The sequence below is a fragment of the Vibrio sp. 99-70-13A1 genome (assembly GCF_013114625.1).
In the GTDB taxonomy this organism is placed as follows: Bacteria; Pseudomonadota; Gammaproteobacteria; order Enterobacterales; family Vibrionaceae; genus Vibrio.
The window spans coordinates 72617-92321 of the sequence record NZ_VTXD01000012.1 but is presented as its reverse complement, the minus strand read 5'-3'; the positions used below and the strand labels follow the sequence as shown (position 1 = coordinate 92321).

At 40.7% G+C, this 19705-nt stretch carries 16 protein-coding genes and 1 tRNA gene; 8 read left to right on the top strand and 9 right to left on the bottom strand.

Annotated elements, in window-relative coordinates; genetic code table 11:
• Nucleotides 1-416: 416 nt before the first annotated feature.
• The 3 genes from F0226_RS10125 to F0226_RS10115 all read right to left on the bottom strand — a co-directional run bounded on the left by F0226_RS10125 (nucleotide 417) and on the right by F0226_RS10115 (nucleotide 2436).
• Nucleotides 417-1670 (bottom strand): DUF3391 domain-containing protein, encoded by a 1254-nt coding sequence (locus tag F0226_RS10125; RefSeq protein ID WP_171735516.1) that lies wholly within the window; start codon nucleotides 1668-1670, stop codon nucleotides 417-419.
• An 83-nt stretch (nucleotides 1671-1753) separates the two neighbouring features.
• On the bottom strand, nucleotides 1754-2161 hold the full coding sequence (locus F0226_RS10120) for a VOC family protein (protein ID WP_171735515.1): 408 nt from the start codon (nucleotides 2159-2161) through the stop codon (nucleotides 1754-1756).
• Nucleotides 2162-2351: 190 nt separating this feature from the next.
• Nucleotides 2352-2436, bottom strand: a tRNA-Leu gene (locus F0226_RS10115).
• A gap of 190 nt (nucleotides 2437-2626) precedes the next feature.
• Between F0226_RS10115 and F0226_RS10110 the strand changes: the two genes are divergently transcribed.
• A complete protein-coding gene (locus tag F0226_RS10110) occupies nucleotides 2627-3103 on the top strand; it encodes an RDD family protein (protein ID WP_171735514.1) in 477 nt (158 codons plus the stop codon).
• Nucleotides 3104-3204: 101 nt separating this feature from the next.
• Here F0226_RS10110 and lptG read toward each other — a convergent pair whose 3' ends face one another.
• Both lptG and lptF read right to left on the bottom strand, forming a co-directional pair.
• The gene (gene lptG / locus F0226_RS10105) at nucleotides 3205-4275 is read right to left on the bottom strand and encodes an LPS export ABC transporter permease LptG (RefSeq protein ID WP_171735513.1); all 1071 of its coding nucleotides are present in this window, start codon (nucleotides 4273-4275) and stop codon (nucleotides 3205-3207) included.
• Between the two features lie 3 nt (nucleotides 4276-4278).
• Nucleotides 4279-5379 carry an LPS export ABC transporter permease LptF gene (gene lptF / locus F0226_RS10100; RefSeq protein WP_171735512.1) on the bottom strand — a complete coding sequence of 367 codons (1101 nt, stop codon included), beginning with the start codon at nucleotides 5377-5379 and terminating at the stop codon, nucleotides 4279-4281.
• Nucleotides 5380-5570: 191 nt separating this feature from the next.
• Between lptF and pepA the strand changes: the two genes are divergently transcribed.
• The 3 genes from pepA (at nucleotide 5571) to F0226_RS10085 (ending at nucleotide 10715) form a co-directional block, all read left to right on the top strand.
• Entirely contained in the window at nucleotides 5571-7091 is a 1521-nt protein-coding gene (gene pepA, locus F0226_RS10095) for a leucyl aminopeptidase (RefSeq protein WP_171735511.1), read from the top strand.
• A 197-nt stretch (nucleotides 7092-7288) separates the two neighbouring features.
• The gene (locus tag F0226_RS10090) at nucleotides 7289-7738 is read left to right on the top strand and encodes a DNA polymerase III subunit chi (RefSeq protein WP_171735510.1); all 450 of its coding nucleotides are present in this window, start codon (nucleotides 7289-7291) and stop codon (nucleotides 7736-7738) included.
• A 103-nt stretch (nucleotides 7739-7841) separates the two neighbouring features.
• Complete coding sequence (locus F0226_RS10085; RefSeq protein WP_171735509.1) at nucleotides 7842-10715, top strand: valine--tRNA ligase; 2874 nt, start codon at nucleotides 7842-7844, stop codon at nucleotides 10713-10715.
• 145 nt (nucleotides 10716-10860) lie between these two features.
• On the opposite strand, the gene F0226_RS10080 is transcribed toward F0226_RS10085, so the two are convergent.
• Entirely contained in the window at nucleotides 10861-11862 is a 1002-nt protein-coding gene (locus F0226_RS10080) for a M48 family metallopeptidase (RefSeq protein WP_171735508.1), read from the bottom strand.
• The gene (locus F0226_RS10075; protein WP_171735507.1) at nucleotides 11863-13035 is read right to left on the bottom strand and encodes a YjgN family protein; all 1173 of its coding nucleotides are present in this window, start codon (nucleotides 13033-13035) and stop codon (nucleotides 11863-11865) included.
• Between the two features lie 238 nt (nucleotides 13036-13273).
• Here F0226_RS10075 and F0226_RS10070 point away from each other — a divergent pair, with 238 nt between their 5' ends.
• Nucleotides 13274-14182 (top strand): bifunctional helix-turn-helix transcriptional regulator/GNAT family N-acetyltransferase, encoded by a 909-nt coding sequence (locus tag F0226_RS10070; RefSeq protein ID WP_171735506.1) that lies wholly within the window; start codon nucleotides 13274-13276, stop codon nucleotides 14180-14182.
• On the opposite strand, the gene F0226_RS10065 is transcribed toward F0226_RS10070, so the two are convergent.
• Both F0226_RS10065 and rraB read right to left on the bottom strand, forming a co-directional pair.
• Nucleotides 14174-14965 (bottom strand): hypothetical protein, encoded by a 792-nt coding sequence (locus tag F0226_RS10065; RefSeq protein WP_171735505.1) that lies wholly within the window; start codon nucleotides 14963-14965, stop codon nucleotides 14174-14176. The genes F0226_RS10070 and F0226_RS10065 overlap by 9 nt on opposite strands.
• A 135-nt stretch (nucleotides 14966-15100) precedes the next feature.
• Nucleotides 15101-15517 carry a ribonuclease E inhibitor RraB gene (rraB, locus tag F0226_RS10060; protein ID WP_171735504.1) on the bottom strand — a complete coding sequence of 139 codons (417 nt, stop codon included), beginning with the start codon at nucleotides 15515-15517 and terminating at the stop codon, nucleotides 15101-15103.
• Nucleotides 15518-16091: 574 nt separating this feature from the next.
• Here rraB and arcA point away from each other — a divergent pair.
• The 3 genes from arcA to pyrB all read left to right on the top strand — a co-directional run bounded on the left by arcA (nucleotide 16092) and on the right by pyrB (nucleotide 19698).
• Nucleotides 16092-17312 carry an arginine deiminase gene (arcA, locus tag F0226_RS10055; RefSeq protein ID WP_171735503.1) on the top strand — a complete coding sequence of 407 codons (1221 nt, stop codon included), beginning with the start codon at nucleotides 16092-16094 and terminating at the stop codon, nucleotides 17310-17312.
• 175 nt (nucleotides 17313-17487) lie between these two features.
• A complete protein-coding gene (locus F0226_RS10050; protein WP_171735502.1) occupies nucleotides 17488-18489 on the top strand; it encodes an ornithine carbamoyltransferase in 1002 nt (333 codons plus the stop codon).
• Between the two features lie 279 nt (nucleotides 18490-18768).
• Nucleotides 18769-19698 (top strand): aspartate carbamoyltransferase, encoded by a 930-nt coding sequence (pyrB, locus tag F0226_RS10045; protein WP_171735501.1) that lies wholly within the window; start codon nucleotides 18769-18771, stop codon nucleotides 19696-19698.
• The last annotated feature ends 7 nt before the right edge of the window (nucleotides 19699-19705 follow it).

Below are 19705 nucleotides of genomic sequence, written 5' to 3'. Positions count from 1 at the left end.
AATTGATTTCCGAGGAAATCTTGCTTTGCTAATGCAAAACAAATTTTGATATTCATCAACGAGTGCCCACACAGATTGATAGGTTTAAATTGTTAAAGAGCTTTGCTTTTCGAACGATTCCTTTTAACAAGGAACCTCTCAAAGCGGACGTGAATTCTAGCGATTTAACTTAAAGTGTCAAACACTTTTTTAAAATTAATTTTTTAGAACTTTCGTCTTACTGATTACCGCTGAAGCCTTGTGGCGTCTGCCGTGTCAGTGAGGCGGCATTATAGAGAGGTTCTCTATATTGGCAAGCCTAAAAAGCGATTTTTTTTAAAAAAAACACTCAACTGTTTAGAGAACAACCAATCGATTATTTATACCAATTTAGACTCAAGTTACTTACAGCTTTCTCACAAAAACCTGTGGATAACTCAATCATCACTGTCGAAAAAGTAAGACAGCCTAGATCTTGGGTTTAGATATTCTCTTACCTTCTCAGGAAGCTTATTGGGATGGACGGCATTAACTATCTTTATTTCTTTATCGCCTAAATCAATGATAGGAGCCTGAGTTCGAGGGACGTTGGGATCATAAATAAGAACATTCGGAAATAGGATATTTTTACTATTCACCGAAATGACAAGACCAATCATGTCATTCGAAAGCTGTACAACCGTACCCGGGGGAAAAACACCCATAAACTTGATCAAAATATTTAGATTGTCATTGCTATATAGATGTTTGCAGTTTTTATATAAATGAGAGAGTGCTATATAAGGAATTTTTTGTTGGGATGGCACGTTGTGATGGCATAGATTATCGAAAGCATTCGCCACAGAGATAACTTTCGCTAGTTCATCAATGTGATCTTCTTTCAATCCTTCAGGGTACCCTGAACCATCATTAAGCTCATGATGCTGAGCAATCACATTCTTGGCACTAATTGGAAAGTCTTCAATCGCCTCCGCGATATCTAAACCATACTTAGTATGTAGCTTAAGATAATTACTTTCTGGTCCAGTTAAAGGAGTTTGCTTTCTTAAAATAGCTGAAGGTATTTTTATTTTACCAATATCGTGAAATAGAGCAGCAAATGAGAGCTCTTTCAATTGTTGAGCATTATAGTTCTTTGCCTTTCCTACCATCATGGCAATAACAGCAACATTTAGAGAATGGAAGTAAATATCCTCAAACTCACTTTTTCCATTCATCAAATGCAAAGTGACATTATCATCACTTAATAGCTTTTCAACGATATCGTCGATCAGAACCTTTGCCTCTCCAACAGCATCCGCTGGACGATTTCGAATCTTCGTCATTACAGAACGCATTCTAGCTAACGAACGTTCAAACTCTTTTTCACAATTGATAACTCTTCTTCTATATGAACTTAAGTTTTCAATTCGCTTTTGCTTCTCTTGCCACATCCTTTCAGCTTCAAGGTCCATTGCGCTCGACACATCGTCAGTATTGGCTGACTCTTGGCTTACAGGTAGAGGTTGCGTGTCACTTTGATTTAGATTGATATAAACATATTTAATACCCAAATGTTTGATCATTTGGATCTGTTCATTATCTTTTATCTTAAAGCTGTTAAACAGAAATGGATGCTCATTCCATTTGACTGGAAGTCGGATATGCAGTCCGGGTTGGATACGATCCACTGTAATTTTGATACTGGCCACTTTCTATATACAACACAATCTATGGTGATAATTTATAATTTTAATTAATTTATCGATTGAATTCATTATGTATTTCAGTGTGGTTAATTAAGTTCTTCACAATGCAACATCCAGCGAATTCCAAATTTGTCTTCAACTTTACCAAATCTAGCCCCCCAGAATGTCTCATTCAAAGGCATCATCACACGACCTGCATCACTAAAATATTCAAACAATTGATTTTGAGTTTGAGAGTTTTCAACGACTAATGAAAGTGCCATATTATTCCCTTGTAACTCTTTAGCGTTCACACCATCCGACATCATAATCCTGAGACCAAAAGCTTCAAGTTCAGCATGCATTATCCAATCTGGATTGCCCCCTTCAATAAGCTGTGGCGCATCTTTAAAGTACTGCTTTGTTAAAACAACGCCATTAAAACATTTTCGATAATACTCTAAGGCTTCTTCGCAACGACCACTGAAAAATAAGTAAGGGGTTAATTTAAGCATAGGCGTCTCCTTGGTTAATACTTTAACCATAGACGATGACATTAAGATTGGAAGGTAAGAGTGTGACTTTATTAAGTTTTACTGGCAATTTACGACTAAAGAATAACATCGGTGAAGTGTGATAGAGTCAAATATTTTAGCCCAGATACAACAAAGCCCCGACATAAGTCGAGGCTTTATCATTTAAATATGGTACCGGTAGGCGGACTTGAACCGCCACGCCCGAAGGCAACGGATTTTGAATCCGTCGTGTATACCAATTTCACCATACCGGCATCTTGGGGCTGTGCCCTTTCGATGTTTGGCATTATACGTATGCGAAGTGATCCTGCAAGTATAAAAGATTGAAAAGCAGTGTGTTTGACGATAATTTCGCCATTAACAAGTAAGCTGTGCGTTAGCTCTCTTTTCAGGGACCGAGTAAAACTATATTCTGACGAAAATTTTTAGGGTAAGTAAATTATTATGACATCAGCACACAAGTTACCACCAGCCGGTATGATGAGAAGGTTTAGCGCGCTCTTCTACGATGCATTGATCATCCTTGCTGTAGAAATGATGGCAGCTGGTATTGTGGTAGCAGTATTAGAAGCATTATTAGCGGGCGGATTTATCTCTTACGCGCCATATGCAGATGTGAGTGACATGCTTTCTAAGCATCCTATCTGGAGTTATGTATATACCTTTTACCTAGCCGCTGTTTGGGTTTATTTCTTCGTATTTTTCTGGACTCGTGCTGGTCAAACATTAGGAATGAGAGCTTGGAAATTACGCCTCCAAAATACAGATGGGACAGCAATTTCAGTCACACAGGCATTAATTAGGCTAGCAACATCAGGATTTGGATTATCAAACCTAGCCGTACCGTTTGATCCAAAGAAACGCGCCTTTCATGATATATGGGCAAAAACAGAAGTCGTTGTGCTTCCAAAGGCTAACTAGATACAGTCAGAGCGAAAGCTTTGACCTATTAAAAAGACTTAACAAAAAGGGAAAGCACTTAGCTTTCCCTTTTTATTTCCAATTTAGATTTTTCGTCTAACTTAAAGCTTACGCCTCAACAGCATCACCGCTACAAAAAAGAACACAAAACTAGGCGCTAATGCACCAAATGCTGGAGGTATCTGATAAACCAAACTGACAGGGCCGAAGAACTCACTTGAGATGTAAAAAGTGAAGCCCGCAATTACACCAGATAATATCCTTGCCCCCATAGTGACACTTCTTAAAGGACCAAAGATAAAAGATAATGCCATCAGCATCATTACAGCGATCGAGATAGGTTGCGTGACTTTACGCCAGAAAGCCAATTCATAACGAGATGAATCTTGTTCAGAAGCTTTCAAATAGTTGACGTAATCATAAAGCCCACTAAGAGATAACTCTTCTGGTTTAACCGTTACAACCGCCAATTTGTCAGGTGCCAAAGATGTTTTCCATAAGTAATCTGGTGAGACTATTTTCGAGATTTCGACTTCACTTTCAAAAGAAGTTGACTGCACACCAGACATCAACCAAGAGTTATCACCGTTATACTCTGCAGACTCAGCAAAAAGGCTCGTTTTTAAGTTCTTATCTTTATCAAACCGCCACATATTAACCCCACGTAGCTGCTCACCGTCTATTTCAGCGATAAAGATAAAGTCATTCGCATCTCTTGCCCACACGCCACTTTGGGTAGAAACAATACTACCTCCGGAGATGGACATTGCTCTTAAATCACGAGCCATTTTTTGAGCTTGAGGTGCGCCCCACTGCCCTAGCAGCATGACAATAACCATCAGTGGTACGGCTGTTTTTAATACCGACATACCGATATCAAGCTTAGAAAAACCTGCAGCCTGCATAACTACAAGTTCAGAGCTTGCCGCTAGCATACCTAACCCAATAAGAGCACCTAACAAAGCTGCCATCGGGAAGAACATTTCAATATCACGTGGAATACTCAAAAGCACAAAATAAAGCGCTTGGAGTAAATCGTATGTACCCCGACCTACCTTACGTAGCTGCTCTACATATTTGATGATTCCAGACAAACCAACAAACGTCACTAATACCAAAGACGTTGTCGCAATGATGGTTCGACCTATATATAAATCAAGAATCTTAAACACGATTTAAGCAAGCCTCTTCTTTCTAAGTTTTTCTTTAATTCGCCTTACTGGCACGCTATCCATAAAGTTTGCCGCTACTGCAACAACCAGAAGTAATGCATTAATCGGCCACATACCGATAACTGCAGGAATACTCCCATCCTCAATTGAAGATTTTGTTGCACTGATCGCCAAGAAGTAAGTTAGGTAGATAAGAATTGCGGGTCCCATTTTCGCGAAACGCCCTTGACGAGGGTTAACAGCAGAAAGAGGAACAACAAGCATCGTTAATAACGGAATACACAGCACGAGTGAAATACGCCATTGAAGTTCAGCTTTTGCTTTATTATCTGGGTGAGTGAGTAGATCCAACGTTGGAATCGCTTCCCAATCTCGTCCTTTTCTTTCTACATCTCTTTTACCAATTAAACCTTCGTATTCTTCAAAGTGCGTCACCATATAATCCACACGTGTTGGCACCCCTTCATAACGAGTACCCTCATACATGGTGATCACTTGGCGACCATCATTCAGCTCTTTTACATCGCCAGACTTCGAAAGCATCACACTCGGCAATATTGAATCGCGAGGAAGAATTTGAGCAATAAACACATTTGAAAGCTTGCTGTCTTTTATTGAATCAATAAATACAACTGAAGAGCCGTCTGGTGTTTGTTCGAAACTGCCCGTCTTCAATAAATCGACATTATTTTCGGCAGCCAGTTGCTCAATCAATTGAGCTTCTTTGTCTTGCGCCCAAGGTGATAACCAGAGTGAATTAAATGCAGCTACGCTCGCGGTAATAATCGCAAGATACAATGCAGCTTGAATTAGAAACTTATTTCCAATTCCCGTCGCATTCATCACGACAATTTCACTTTCGGCGTAAAGACGACCAAAAGTCAGTAATATCCCAATATAAATACTCAATGGAAGCATGAGTAATCCCATTGCTGGCATGTTCAAGCCGACAATAGATAAAATTAGACTTGCGGGTATGTCACCATCAGATGCGTCAGCTAAAACGCTGATGAACTTTTGGCTTAAAAATACGAGAAAAAGAACGAAAAATATCGCAAATTGGCTCTTGAGTGTCTCGCGGATCAAATATCTAACAATAATCACGCTCAAATTACCTATACAAAACTTGTTTTTTTAATTGAATCACTATAATTTCCCGTTGAACCTTTTATTTTTTAAATTTTTACTAAGTGTTAACGTTCTTATTTAAAGGTTAGTTCCATTGTAGGATCCAACAAGTAAGAGCGCATTATCTAACATTTAGTTCTATTTGTCTTCAGGATGTAGGAGTACGCATGGAGTTCAGTGTAAAAAGTGGCAGCCCAGAGAAACAACGTAGCGCATGTATCGTAGTTGGAGTATTTGAACCACGCCGCCTTTCTCCAGTAGCTGAGCAGCTAGATAAAATTAGCGATGGCTACATTAGTTCACTACTTCGCCGTGGTGATCTAGAAGGAAAACCTGGCCAGATGCTACTACTGCATCAAGTACCTGGTGTTCTATCAGAACGAGTTTTACTTGTTGGTTGTGGTAAAGAACGTGAACTTGGCGAACGCCAATACAAAGAAATCATTCAAAAAACCATCAGCACTCTGAATGAAACCGGATCTATGGAAGCTGTTTGTTTCCTAACAGAATTGCATGTTAAAGGTCGTGACACGTACTGGAAAGTGCGCCAAGCAGTAGAAGCGACTAAAGATGGTCTTTACACATTCGACCAATTCAAGAGCAACAAGCCTGAAACTCGTCGTCCACTTCGTAAATTGGTATTCAACGTGCCAACTCGTCGTGAATTGAGCCTTGGTGAAAAAGCAATTGCACACGGCTTAGCTATTTCTTCTGGTGTTAAAGCATCTAAAGATCTTGGTAACATGCCACCAAACATTGCAAACCCTGCATATCTAGCTTCTCAAGCTCGTCGCCTAGCGGATGACTTCGAAACTGTAACGACTAAGATCGTTGGTGAAGAAGAGATGGAAAAACTGGGTATGACTTCATACCTAGCAGTAGGTCGTGGTTCTAAGAACGAATCACTAATGTCTATCATGGAATACAAAGGTGCTGCAGATCCAAATGCAAAACCAATTGTACTGATTGGTAAAGGTCTTACTTTTGATTCAGGTGGTATTTCACTGAAACCAGGCGAAGCCATGGATGAAATGAAATATGACATGTGTGGTGCAGCGTCTGTTTTCGGCACAATGAAAGCATTAGCAAAACTGAACCTACCGATTAACGTTGTGGGTATTCTTGCTGGTTGTGAAAACATGCCAGGCAGCAATGCTTACCGTCCAGGTGACATTCTAACGACAATGTCAGGTCAGACTGTTGAAGTATTAAACACTGATGCTGAAGGTCGTTTGGTACTGTGTGATGCACTGACTTATGTAGAGCGCTTTGACCCAGAGTGTGTTGTTGATGTAGCAACACTAACTGGTGCATGTGTAATGGCTCTTGGTCACCACATCAGTGCAGTTCTATCGAACCATAACCCACTTTCTCATGAGCTAGTTAACGCATCTGAGCAAGCAAGCGACCGTGCATGGCGCCTACCAATGACTGACGAGTACCATGAGCAGCTTGCAAGCCCATTTGCAGACATGGCTAACATCGGTGGTCGCCCAGGCGGTACTATCACAGCAGGTTGTTTCTTATCTAAATTTGCTAAGAAATATCACTGGGCTCATATTGATAGTGCAGGTACAGCATGGAAATCTGGTAAAGCGAAAGGCTCTACCGGACGCCCAGTATCACTTCTTGTCCAATTCTTACTAAATAGAAGCGTCCAAGAAACAGAAGAGCAATCTTCAAAGTAGCTATCAAATAGCTAAAGAGGGCCTCCGGGCCCTTTTTTAATATCTCAATAAAAGTCGCAGTAACTCTAATAAGGCTTACTCGCTAATAAGGTTTACTCGTTTCAAAACGTTTGATACCTAACTTATTTTTAGCCATTTTAATTAGTCGCATTATTACTTAGCGCCACTATATTTTTGAGACTTTCAAAGGTAATCATATGTCCAATGCAACGTTTTACATTGTTAGCCCTGAATCGCCACAAGCGCATGATAAAGGCTTTGCTGAATACATCATTTTTCTAGCTGGGTATTTCGCTAAACAAGGCGCTAAGGTTTACCTTAATTGCAATGATAAAGCACATGCAGAAGCAATCGCTGAATACTTTTGGCAAATTGAGCCTGAACACTTTATCGCTCACAACCTTGTTGGTGAAGGTCCTAAGTACTCAACCAGCATTGAAATTGGGCACGATGGAGTAAAGCCAAATTGGAACCGTCAATTGGTGATAAATTTGGCGGATAATCACACAACCTTTGCGAACGCCTTTACTCAGGTGGTAGACTTCGTTCCTTGCGAAGAAAAAGCTAAGCAACAAGCTCGAGAAAGGTATAAAATTTACCGTCAGGCTGGGTATCAGCTACAAACTATCGAGATTCAACATCCATAGTCAAACGTCATAGTTAAAGCTATCTTTGATATTTAGATTCAAGAAGCTTCACTTATGAAGTTTGACCACGATTAACCATTCACAGTATCCGTTTAAGAGCACTATGGAAAAGACATATAACCCAACATCAATCGAACAAGCTCTGTATAAGACTTGGGAAGAGAAAGGCTACTTTAAGCCACACGGTGACACATCAAAAGAAGCTTACAGCATCATGATCCCGCCACCGAACGTCACTGGTAGCCTACACATGGGTCACGCGTTCCAAGATACGATCATGGATACACTTATCCGTGCAGAGCGTATGAAAGGAAAAAATACGCTTTGGCAAGTGGGTACTGACCACGCTGGTATCGCAACTCAAATGGTTGTTGAGCGTAAGATCGCTGCTGAAGAAGGCAAAACAAAACACGACTACGGCCGTGAAGCTTTCATCGACAAGATCTGGGAATGGAAAGGCGAATCTGGTGGCACGATCACTCAGCAACTTCGTCGTCTTGGTGCATCTGTAGATTGGGATCGTGAGCGATTCACTATGGATGACGGCTTATCAGCCGCGACTCAAGAAGTGTTTGTTCGTCTATACGAAGAAGACCTAATCTACCGTGGTAAACGTCTAGTAAACTGGGATCCTAAACTGCACACTGCAATTTCTGATCTTGAAGTTGAAAACAAAGACAAAAAAGGTTTCATGTGGCACTTCCGCTACCCACTAGCGAACGGTGTGAAAACCGCTGATGGCAAAGACTACATTGTCGTTGCAACTACGCGTCCAGAAACCATGCTTGGTGATACAGGCGTTGCTGTTAACCCAGAAGATCCACGTTACAAAGATCTTATCGGTAAAGAAATCCTACTTCCTATTGTTAATCGTCTTATCCCTATCGTAGGCGATGAGCACGCAGACATGGATAAAGGTACGGGTTGTGTGAAAATCACTCCAGCTCATGACTTTAACGATTACGAAGTAGGCAAGCGCCATAGCCTACCAATGATCAACATCCTAACGTTCAACGGTGATATCCGTGATGCGGCTGAAATCTTCACGACTAACGGTGAAGAAAGCGATGTGTACTCAACAGAACTTCCAGCTAAATACCAAGGCATGGAACGTTTTGCTGCTCGTCGTGCAACGGTTGCTGAATTTGAAGAGCTAGGGTTACTTGAAGAAATCAAAGATCACGATCTAACCGTTCCTTACGGTGACCGTGGTGGTGTGGTTATCGAGCCAATGCTGACTGACCAATGGTACGTGCGTACAGCACCTCTTGCTGAACCAGCAGTGAAAGCCGTTGAAGACGGTCAAATCCAGTTCGTACCTAAGCAATACGAAAACATGTACTTCGCGTGGATGCGTGACGTACAAGATTGGTGTATCTCTCGTCAACTTTGGTGGGGTCACCGCATCCCAGCATGGTACGACAACGATGGTAAAGTTTACGTAGGTCGCACTGAAGAAGAAGTTCGCGAAAAAAACAATCTTTCTCCGGTAATTGTTCTTAAGCAAGACAACGATGTATTAGATACATGGTTCTCTTCTGCACTTTGGACGTTCGGCACACAAGGCTGGCCTGAAGATACAGATGCACTGAAAACATTCCACCCATCTGAAGTACTAGTATCTGGTTTTGATATTATCTTCTTCTGGGTTGCTCGTATGATCATGATGACTATGCACTTCGTGAAAGACGAAGATGGCAATGCACAAGTACCTTTCAAAACCGTTTACATGACGGGGCTTATCCGTGATGAAAACGGCGACAAGATGTCTAAGTCGAAAGGTAACGTACTTGACCCAATCGATATGATTGACGGCATCGGTCTTGAAGAGCTAGTAGAAAAGCGTTGTGGCAACATGATGCAACCAAAACTGGCTGCTAAGATCGAAAAAGCTACGCGTAAAACTTTCGAAGATGGTATCGAACCATACGGTACTGATGCGTTACGCTTCACTCTTGCTGCTATGGCTTCAACTGGTCGTGACATCAACTGGGACATGAAGCGTCTTGAAGGTTACCGTAACTTCTGTAACAAGCTATGGAACGCAAGCCGTTACGTACTGATGAACACAGAAGAGCACGATTGTGGCATGTCACTGTCTGTAGAAGACCGTGCAAACATGGAATTCTCTCTAGCTGACAAGTGGATTGAATCTCAGTTTGAAGTTGCAGCGAAAGAGTTTAACGCTCACCTAGACAACTACCGTCTAGACATGGCGGCAAACACACTTTACGAATTCATCTGGAACCAATTCTGTGACTGGTACCTAGAGCTAACTAAACCTGTTCTTTGGAAAGGGTCTGAAGCTCAACAACAAGCGACTCGTTACACCCTTATCACGGTTCTAGAGAAGACTCTACGTCTTGCTCACCCTGTTCTTCCTTACATCACTGAATCTATCTGGCAGAGCGTTAAGCCGCTAGTAGACGGCGTTGAAGGCGAGACCATCATGACTCAAGCGCTTCCTCAGTTTAATGAAGCTAACTTCAATGCTGAGATCGTTGACGATATCGAGTGGGTTAAAACTTTCATCACAGCTATCCGTAACTTACGTGCGGAATACGACATTGCACCAAGCCAAGGCTTAGAAGTAATGATCAAAGTTGCTGATGAGAAAGATGCAGCCCGTATCGAAGCAAACAAGATCGTTCTTACTTCTCTAGCTAAGCTAGACGATATTAAAGTTCTAGCTGATGGTGAAGCGACTCCGGCTTGTGCAACTAAACTGGTTGGCAAATCTGAGCTGATGATCCCAATGGCTGGTCTTATCGATAAAGATGCAGAGCTTGCTCGCCTTGATAAAGAAGTGAAGAAAACTCACGGTGAAATCAAGCGTATCGAAGGTAAGCTAGGTAACGAAGGTTTTGTTGCGAAAGCACCAGAAGCCGTTATCGCGAAAGAGCGTGAAAAACTTGAAGGCTACCAAGAAACTCTTGTTAAGCTTGAAGAGCAAAAAGCGACCATCGCTGCTTTATAATTGAAGCGATTGTTTTGAATAAGAAAAAGGGCAGATGATAATCTGCCCTTTTTTATTTTCTTGCCGTCTGTATTCAAAGTCGATTTATAATTTATGAGTAGAGAACAAATAACCAAACTCAAATATTAGTCATCTCAATTAAGTATTAATGCGCTGCTTTTAATGACTCAACTCGTTCATCTAATTCGGGATGCGTGCTTAACCATGTAGGCAATTCAGCATATCCCTCAGAACCTTTACCTAGCAATTCAAACATCTCAATCATAGCCTGATTAGAACCATGCAGCTCGATCATCGAATAGGAAGCAAAAGCATCCGCTTCTCGCTCCGCATCTTGTGATTGACCGTTATTCGCAACAAACACACCAAGACCAGCAAGGTTATCAATAATCCCAGAGCTTTCACCTGTAAGAGTTGCCACAGCGACTGATAACAAACTCGATCTAACCAATATCTTCATTACATGCTGATGCTGAACATGCCCTAATTCATGTAACAAAATACTGTCTAATTGCTCCTCCGTTTGAGTCAACCGAACTAAGTCATCTAATACAATAATTGTCCCAGCACTCAAGGCAAACGCATTGGCGCCAAGTTCTGAAGAACGAAAGACCAACTGCACATCGCCCTCGATGTTCAGTTTTTGCAACTGCTTTTCAAAGCGCAGACGAATGTGGTTCTGTCGCGCTTCCGAAAGTGTTGAACTCTCAAAGAACTGGTCATCTAAAGATTCTAAAACCTGATTTTCAACCAATTTAGGCACTGAATCAGGTAAATAAGTAACTATTTGATGAGTTAACCACGGGATCCCATTAGTAAACATAGAGATAGTCAGTAAGATAAGAACAACACTGCTGACTAAAATGGTGGTGATGTTTTTCTCTAGTTTCCCTATGAAATTATGTTTACCCCTACTCCGTAAATAGGCATCCAACTCATCACTTGCATCCGTGATAAATTGCCATCCATCTGGAAACTTTAGCTTTGTTGGAGCAGATCCAACGCCTCGCATAATTTCAACACGCTCAAAGTATGCTGAGACAATAGAGCCATCCACATTAAGGATCAGCTTATCAGGCTGAGAGGTATCTAAAATTGCCTCGCAGCGTTCAGAGCTACGAGGCGGGTGCGCAACACCTGATATCATCTAGCCAATACCAAGGTCGACATTAAATGCTTGAGAGATCTCATCTGAAACAGCAGATTTCACATCTGAAGCTTGATCATTTGCAATGAGTAAATCCAAATCACCTTTAACATACGTATTATTCGATAAGTAATTCATCGTTCTAACCATTACCCATGGTCTTGCTAAACCAAGGGTAAACACTTGAAGTAAGAAGTTAGTCACGACTAAAGCCATGTAACCTTTTACTGTTAATGTAGAAGCAAAACTGAATGCTGAATTGGATTCATTGTCTTGGCTCTCAAGTGTTAACTCAGAGAATGTATAATTTCTAACTTTAACTTTAACGTAAGCAGCAATAGCTAAACTCATCGCGATAAAGCCAAAATAAAAAGCGACCACCAACGAAGTGAAGCTTCCGCTATTAGCCATTTCAGAGATTGATTCCGGGTTACTGATGACACTGAACCCTGCAATGCTAAAGAAACCCAAAGCAGCAGCAACACTCACTAAAAGCCAAGCAATCATGCAGACCAGATATACTTTAAAATAATAACGGCTTTGATAATCCGCTTTAAACTGACGATCACCATAGCGATAACCATTCGAAAAATAATTCGCTATACCAGTTAGTGACCAAGATTGCAGGTAAACATAAGCAGGGATGGATACTAAAATAGCAATACCACCAGCAATCATGTTCGCTTTCATAATAAAGATGATTGCAAAAATCGCTAAGGCTACCCCTAGACCGACAATGAGACCACGTCCAAGGATCGACCAATAAGCACCAGAAATAGTGCCATGGAAAGAGAAGTGAACATTTCTAAAGCTTGTCATTGCAGCATCAAAACGCGCATTACTGCGAGACAACAACGGCAATAAAGCCACAAAAGCCATCATTAAAATAAGCGCGATCTGAGGAGCTAATTGATTCGTAACACCCCAAACCACCACACAAATCATTGCAATGATTCGCCCCTTTAAGATTTGTATTGGTTGGCCGTGATATTCAAAGCTATCACCGCCAATAAATGTATTCCCATAGAAATAACGTTTATTACGTACTTTTGCCCATGCTGAGTAAATGCCCAGCGTTATGACGGATAACAGGATATTCACAATCCAAATTCCAAAGTACTCTTTACCTTTTCCCTTGAAACTAACCCTAGTTTCTAACTGTTTCGTTTCCATTCTCTATTCCATCTGACGTATTAAAAATAATCATGTACATCTACGTGCACATCAACAGTGTGAAATTATAGAAACACATCATTCTGATCAATTTATAATTGATGTAAAAAAGAGATCAACTTATCAGTATTAACCCTCTGATCTATAAGTTATTAACTAAATTATCAAGTAAGTACATTGACATTGTTGTAATTCGCAATTAATTTATAGTTGTAATGCGCAACTAACTCGGTGAAATATGAAAGCACAGCAGTTAAGAGAAGTATCTCGCCAATTGGTGAGACAGCTTGGAATGTTAAACAAAGAGTGCGGTGAGTTTGACTTACAACCAATCCAAGCTCACACATTGATCGAATTAGAAATACAGCCATCTAATGTTAATCAACTTGCTGCAAAGCTGAATATTGATAAATCTAACGCCAGTCGAGCTATTAGTAATCTTCAAAAAAAGGGGCTAATCGAAACCTTTCAACATCCTGAAGATAAAAGAAGTGTCGTCGCAACTTTAACGCCACTAGGTAATGAAACGGTCTGTCAGTTACACCAACAACAAAATAAATTTTATGATTCGGTATTAACAAGACTCACAACCAGTGAAACAAATACCGTATCTGAAGCCATTGAGCTTTATCTCAAAGCACTCGATCAAACTCATTCATCAGAAGCGTTTGTGGTCCGCACATTAACAAAACAAGACAACGCTGATGTTGCCAATGTCATTCGACAAGTCTCGTACGAAAATGGATTAACTGAAGATAAGGGTTATGGAGTCGCCGACCCTACTCTAGAAGATATGTTCAGTGTTTATAATAATGAACGCGCTCAATACTGGGTAATAGAACTCGCGGGAAAAGTGGTAGGCGGTGGTGGTTTTGCCCCCCTAGCAGGAATGCCTGAAGTGTGTGAATTGCAGAAAATGTATTTTCTACCGGAAACTCGCGGAAAGGGCTTGGCAAAGAAATTGGTTAATATGTCGATTAGTCATGCCAAAACGTTAGGCTATAAACAGATGTACTTAGAAACGACGGAATGTCTAAATGCCGCAGTTAAGCTCTATGAAAAGCTTGGGTTTGAGCATTTAGAATCGGCTTGGGGTGAAACTGGCCATGATGCCTGTGAAGTCGTCATGGCTAAGCAGTTAACGTAAAAAGTTGCTGACGCATGAAGCGGGGTTCAGAGATATCTTTGACACCTCAACCTGTCCATCAATTTCTACTTCTAAATTGTATAAATCTTTAGGGTTGGGGTGATTAATATCAGAGATGATTGGCGCCTCAACCTGGAAAATAACTCCTGTATGCTCTGCTCTTACATCAATCGGCAATACCAACTTCATCCCATTAAACTTTATTGAGGCAGAAACAAGACCTGGCTTTAATGTTTGATAGATAAGGTCAACTTTAAACTCACAGCCACCACCATGGTGCCAAATTTGCTCAGTCACAACTTGCTCTAACTTTATATTTCTAACGAACTGTAAGTATGGCGCTTTCCATACACCAATCCTTGAATCAGATACCTGCCTTTCGTCGACTAGGACTTCTGGCATATCTTCTTCAAGCAGCAAACCTTCCTCTTCTTCTAAAAAGAGAATTTCAAAACGGTTACGACCTAGCTGAAGATACGGAGAAATGTCTTTTCGATACTCAATATCACTTCCGTCACAGTCAAAAACACCCACACCGTTTAATCTCACTTCAGCATAATAATCAATGCCAGCCATCACTAATTCAACAAACGGAACAGCCATCATGGCTTCATCAACTTCAATATCGTGCATCAAGTGCCATTCTTGTTCAGTAATCGCCTCTTCACTCAGAGAGTTAGGGAGTACAGAACTTAAAGCAGCAGGAAAAGTGATGTCGTCTTGAGGGATAGAAAGATCGGTTAACGGGGATATTTGCCAAAGGCCAGCCAGTGATAACTGCATAGGATAAATTGAGCTAGATCAAGTTTGAGCGCATTATAGTGAATGTATACACATAATGACATGTATTTTTGTAGGGTTTTCGAACAGATACAAAAATGCCAGCAAAGATGCTGGCATTCATTAAATCACGACAAATTACTCTTCGTCTTCATCATCTTCTTCTGGGTGAATAGCATCTTCACCTTCATAGTAAGTACCCCAGCCATCGTAAATGATGTCGAATTTCTCAGCTAGATTAACAAGCTTCTCAACTTGCTCATCAATCGTTTCTGGGTTTAGAACAGACTGCATCATTGCATCACAACAAAGTAGCTTCTTACCATCTTCGTCTTCTGTCTCTTCAGCTTCAAGAACTTCAAAGCCCATTTTGAATGCTTCAACAACGGCTTTTTCAAGTACTTCGAAATCTTCAGCAAATAGGTGATGCTCAATATCGTATAAAGCATCAGGATCGCTACCATCTTCAATTAATGCTTCAATGATGTCGCGAGTCTCTTCCTTTTGAAATTCAATTAATTCCGCTACTGATAGATATTCATCTTCGTGAGACATGTGTCTGCTCCAGAGTGTTGACTATGAAAAGATCAAATTTGATTGTCACGAAATATGTCATGGATCGACCAGAAAAGCCACCTAGATTAAGGGTTGAAGATGATCTTTCTAACCAGATTAGTAGCCTAATATTAATTGAAAAATAAAACAGCAATCACAGAAACAAATTTTCAACATATTATTAACCATCTTATATTTTAGCATATCGTCTGCATTCACTATATTGCATGAAACGCTCTTTAAATGCGTATTAATGCGCACTAAATGCATATGAGAGATCATGTCAAAATGAATAAAACCTCATTTACAACTCAAAAAATGAATAATGGTGAATACTTATTCAATTAATTTCACTGAGATAATCGAACAACCCCTCCATAAACAGCATATAAACTCAGGTGGAAGCATCTATACAATAAGTCGTCATACAACATAAAAATATAAAAATATTAATATTAGTAGTTTTTATAACCACAATTATCATCCAAACCAAGCAAAGGCACTATTATAGGAACTTGCATCTTTCTTTTAACCTTGTCATAACTAGAATCTGGATTAAAAGTAAGGATGCAAAATGAGTAAGCTGTACGTTGGCTCCGAAGTTGGTCAGTTAAGACGAGTTCTATTAAACCGACCAGAACGAGCACTCACCCACCTCACCCCTTCAAACTGTCATGAACTATTATTTGATGATGTTTTAGCTGTTGAAGCGGCAGGTGAAGAGCACGATGCTTTCGCCTCTACACTGCGTAACCAAGGTGTGGAAGTATTACTGTTACACGATCTACTCGTTGAAACGCTCAATGTCGCTGAAGCTAGGGAATGGTTGCTTAATACTCAGATATCTGATTTCCGTTATGGTCCTACTTTTGCTCGAGACTTGCGTAATTATCTTGCTCAAATGGACAATGAACACCTAGCAACCATTCTATTAGGTGGCTTGGCTTATTCAGAGCTTCCAATCAAGTCTTCTTCTATGCTGCCTAAAATGCATAGACCTCTCGACTTTGTCATTGAACCATTACCTAATCACTTATTCACGCGTGATACTTCATGTTGGGTATATGGCGGTGTATCTCTTAACCCAATGATGATGCCTGCTCGTCAACGAGAAACGAATCACTTGCGTGCAATCTACCGCTGGCACCCTGTCTTTGCCGGTCAAGATTTCATAAAATACTTTGGCGATGAAGATTTGCATTACGACAATGCAAATATTGAAGGTGGTGATGTTCTTGTTATTGGTAAAGGCGCTGTGCTAATCGGTATCTCTGAGCGTACTAAACCTCAAGGTGTTGAAAATTTAGCAGCAAGCCTATTTAAATCAGGTCAGGCTAAAGAAGTTATCGCCATTGATCTGCCAAAACACCGTTCATGCATGCATTTAGATACTGTCATGACGCACATGGATATTGATACTTTCTCTGTATACCCAGAGATCGTACGTAAAGATCTTGATACTTGGCGCTTAACACCAAAAGGAAATGGTGAAATGCGTGTAGAGAAGGCAGATAACTACTTGTCTGCTATCGAAGGCGCATTAGGGTTAGATCAACTGAAGATCATTACTACTGGTGGTGATAACTACGAAGCGGAACGTGAACAGTGGAATGATGCTAACAACGTACTGACCGTTAAACCTGGTACAGTTATTGGTTACGAGCGCAACGTTTACACGAATGAAAAGTACGATAAAGCCGGGATCGAAGTCCTGACTATTCCTGGAAACGAGCTTGGTCGTGGACGCGGTGGCGCTCGCTGCATGAGTTGTCCAATTGAGCGTGATGATATTTAAAAACGATAAATATCATTGGTAGAAGTTATCTCAAACTCTACCGTTTATAATTCTAGAAAAGCTGATGATTAATCATCAGCTTTTTTTGTTAAACTTTAAAATAATTATTCACAATAAAAGCATTTATATGTATAACTATCTACTTCATTGATTCTTTATGCTCAAGGAGCGAGATATGGCTTTTAATCTTCGCAACCGTAACTTTCTAAAACTTCTCGATTTCTCTCCAAAGGAAATTCAGTTTTTACTGGATCTCTCTGCTGACTTAAAAAAAGCTAAATATGCAGGTACGGAGCAGAAAAAATTAACCGGTAAAAATATCGCGCTGATCTTTGAAAAAGCCTCAACTCGAACTCGCTGTGCCTTTGAAGTTGCCGCTTTTGATCAAGGTGCGCAAGTTTCTTATCTCGGTCCTTCTGGTTCTCAGATAGGTCAAAAGGAATCAATGAAAGACACAGCCCGTGTATTAGGGCGAATGTATGACGGCATCGAATATCGGGGATTTGGGCAATACATAGTTGAAGATTTGGGTGCTTATTCGGGTGTCCCTGTCTGGAATGGGCTAACTGATGAATTCCACCCAACACAAATTCTTGCTGATTTTCTAACGATGCTTGAACATGGTCAGGGTAAACAGCTGCATCAAATTAGTTTTGCTTACCTTGGTGATGCTCGTAACAACATGGGTAATTCACTTTTAGTAGGCGCAGCAAAAATGGGAATGGATATTCGCCTCGTTGCTCCGCAAGCCTTTTGGCCAGAAGAGTCGCTTGTAGAACAATGCCAATCTATAGCTAAAACGACAGGCGCTAAAATCACTCTCACAGAAGATGTTAGCGAGGGAGTACAAGGCTGTGATTTCCTTTATACCGATGTATGGGTGTCAATGGGTGAGCCGCCAGAAGCTTGGGATGAACGAGTTGCAGTAATGACACCTTACCAAGTGAATATGGATGTCATTAAACAAACGGGTAATCCACAAGTTAAGTTCATGCATTGTCTTCCTGCTTTTCATAATAATGAAACCGTAATTGGGCAGCAAGTCGCAGATAAATACGGCATGAACGGCTTAGAAGTTACAGATGAAGTCTTTGAATCGGAATATTCAATTGTATTTGATGAAGCCGAAAACCGTATGCACACCATCAAAGCAGTCATGGTTGCCACATTAGGGTAGCCATCTTAAAATTTATGATTCGAGCGTGAATCATAGAGTTTTATAACAGTAAAAAAGCTTGATGTAATCGCTTGCGATCACAAATTGAAAGCGTATAATTCTCGGCAATTTGACTGAGAGTAGTGAAAATGACACCTATCAATGTTGTGAAAATGCCCAATATTGCACGCAAGCTATCTTGCTTGTCTGGTTGTCTATTCTGCTTTTCAGCACGTTTTTAAAGCCTCCCTTATTGGGGGGCTTTTTTATGGCTAATACAAAATAGTAGGGAAGAAGATCATGACGAATTCGCTTTTTCAAAAGCACATTATCTCAATTCCAGAGCTTTCTCGTGAAGAGCTAGAATTGATTGTTCAAACGGCAGGTCAACTCAAAGCAGAACCCAACCCTAACCTTATTAAAAATAAAGTCATTGCGAGCTGTTTCTTCGAACCTTCAACTCGTACACGTCTGTCTTTTGAAACCGCAATTCAACGTATTGGCGGAGATGTGATTGGTTTTGATAGTGGCGGTAATACTTCTTTAGCTAAAAAAGGCGAGACACTGGCAGATTCAGTGCAGGTGATTTCTTCTTATGTAGATGCTTATGTAATGCGTCATCCACAAGAAGGCGCTGCGCGTCTCGCTTCAGAATTCTCAAATGGCGTGCCAGTCATCAACGCTGGTGATGGTGCGAACCAACACCCCACTCAAACTCTTCTTGATCTCTTCTCTATTGCAGAAACTCAAGGACGTTTAGATAACTTGAATGTCGCGTTCGTTGGTGACCTGAAATATGGCAGAACCGTACACTCGCTGACTCAAGCATTGGCTAAGTTCAACAATGTATGTTTCTACTTTATCGCTCCTGAAGCTTTGGCAATGCCTGACTATATCTGTGAAGAGCTTGATGAAGCAGGCATTCAGTATAAGCAGCTATTAGATATGGATAGTGTTATTCCTGAGCTAGATATTCTGTACATGACTCGCGTACAAAAAGAGCGTTTCGATGAATCTGAATATGCTCATATTAAATCGGCTTATATTTTAAATGCTGCGCTTCTTGAAGGTGCTCGTGACAACCTTAAAGTACTTCACCCACTACCACGTGTAGATGAAATTACTACTGATGTTGATAAAACACCTTATGCCTATTACTTCGAGCAAGCTGAAAATGGCGTTTACGCACGTGAAGCTTTGCTGGCTCTAGTTCTAAACGAAACCTTGTAATCGGGAG

Excerpts from the sequence above, each read along its gene's own strand:
- F0226_RS10120 (WP_171735515.1), bottom strand. The coding sequence starts at position 2,161 with ATGCTTAAATTAACCCCTTACTTATTTTTCAGTGGTCGTTGCGAAGAA.
- F0226_RS10110 (WP_171735514.1), top strand. The coding sequence starts at position 2,627 with ATGACATCAGCACACAAGTTACCACCAGCCGGTATGATGAGAAGGTTT.
- pepA (WP_171735511.1), top strand. The coding sequence starts at position 5,571 with ATGGAGTTCAGTGTAAAAAGTGGCAGCCCAGAGAAACAACGTAGCGCA.
- F0226_RS10090 (WP_171735510.1), top strand. The coding sequence starts at position 7,289 with ATGTCCAATGCAACGTTTTACATTGTTAGCCCTGAATCGCCACAAGCG.
- F0226_RS10085 (WP_171735509.1), top strand. The coding sequence starts at position 7,842 with ATGGAAAAGACATATAACCCAACATCAATCGAACAAGCTCTGTATAAG.
- F0226_RS10080 (WP_171735508.1), bottom strand. The coding sequence starts at position 11,862 with ATGATATCAGGTGTTGCGCACCCGCCTCGTAGCTCTGAACGCTGCGAG.
- F0226_RS10075 (WP_171735507.1), bottom strand. The coding sequence starts at position 13,035 with ATGGAAACGAAACAGTTAGAAACTAGGGTTAGTTTCAAGGGAAAAGGT.
- F0226_RS10070 (WP_171735506.1), top strand. The coding sequence starts at position 13,274 with ATGAAAGCACAGCAGTTAAGAGAAGTATCTCGCCAATTGGTGAGACAG.
- F0226_RS10065 (WP_171735505.1), bottom strand. The coding sequence starts at position 14,965 with ATGCAGTTATCACTGGCTGGCCTTTGGCAAATATCCCCGTTAACCGAT.
- rraB (WP_171735504.1), bottom strand. The coding sequence starts at position 15,517 with ATGTCTCACGAAGATGAATATCTATCAGTAGCGGAATTAATTGAATTT.
- arcA (WP_171735503.1), top strand. The coding sequence starts at position 16,092 with ATGAGTAAGCTGTACGTTGGCTCCGAAGTTGGTCAGTTAAGACGAGTT.
- F0226_RS10050 (WP_171735502.1), top strand. The coding sequence starts at position 17,488 with ATGGCTTTTAATCTTCGCAACCGTAACTTTCTAAAACTTCTCGATTTC.
- pyrB (WP_171735501.1), top strand. The coding sequence starts at position 18,769 with ATGACGAATTCGCTTTTTCAAAAGCACATTATCTCAATTCCAGAGCTT.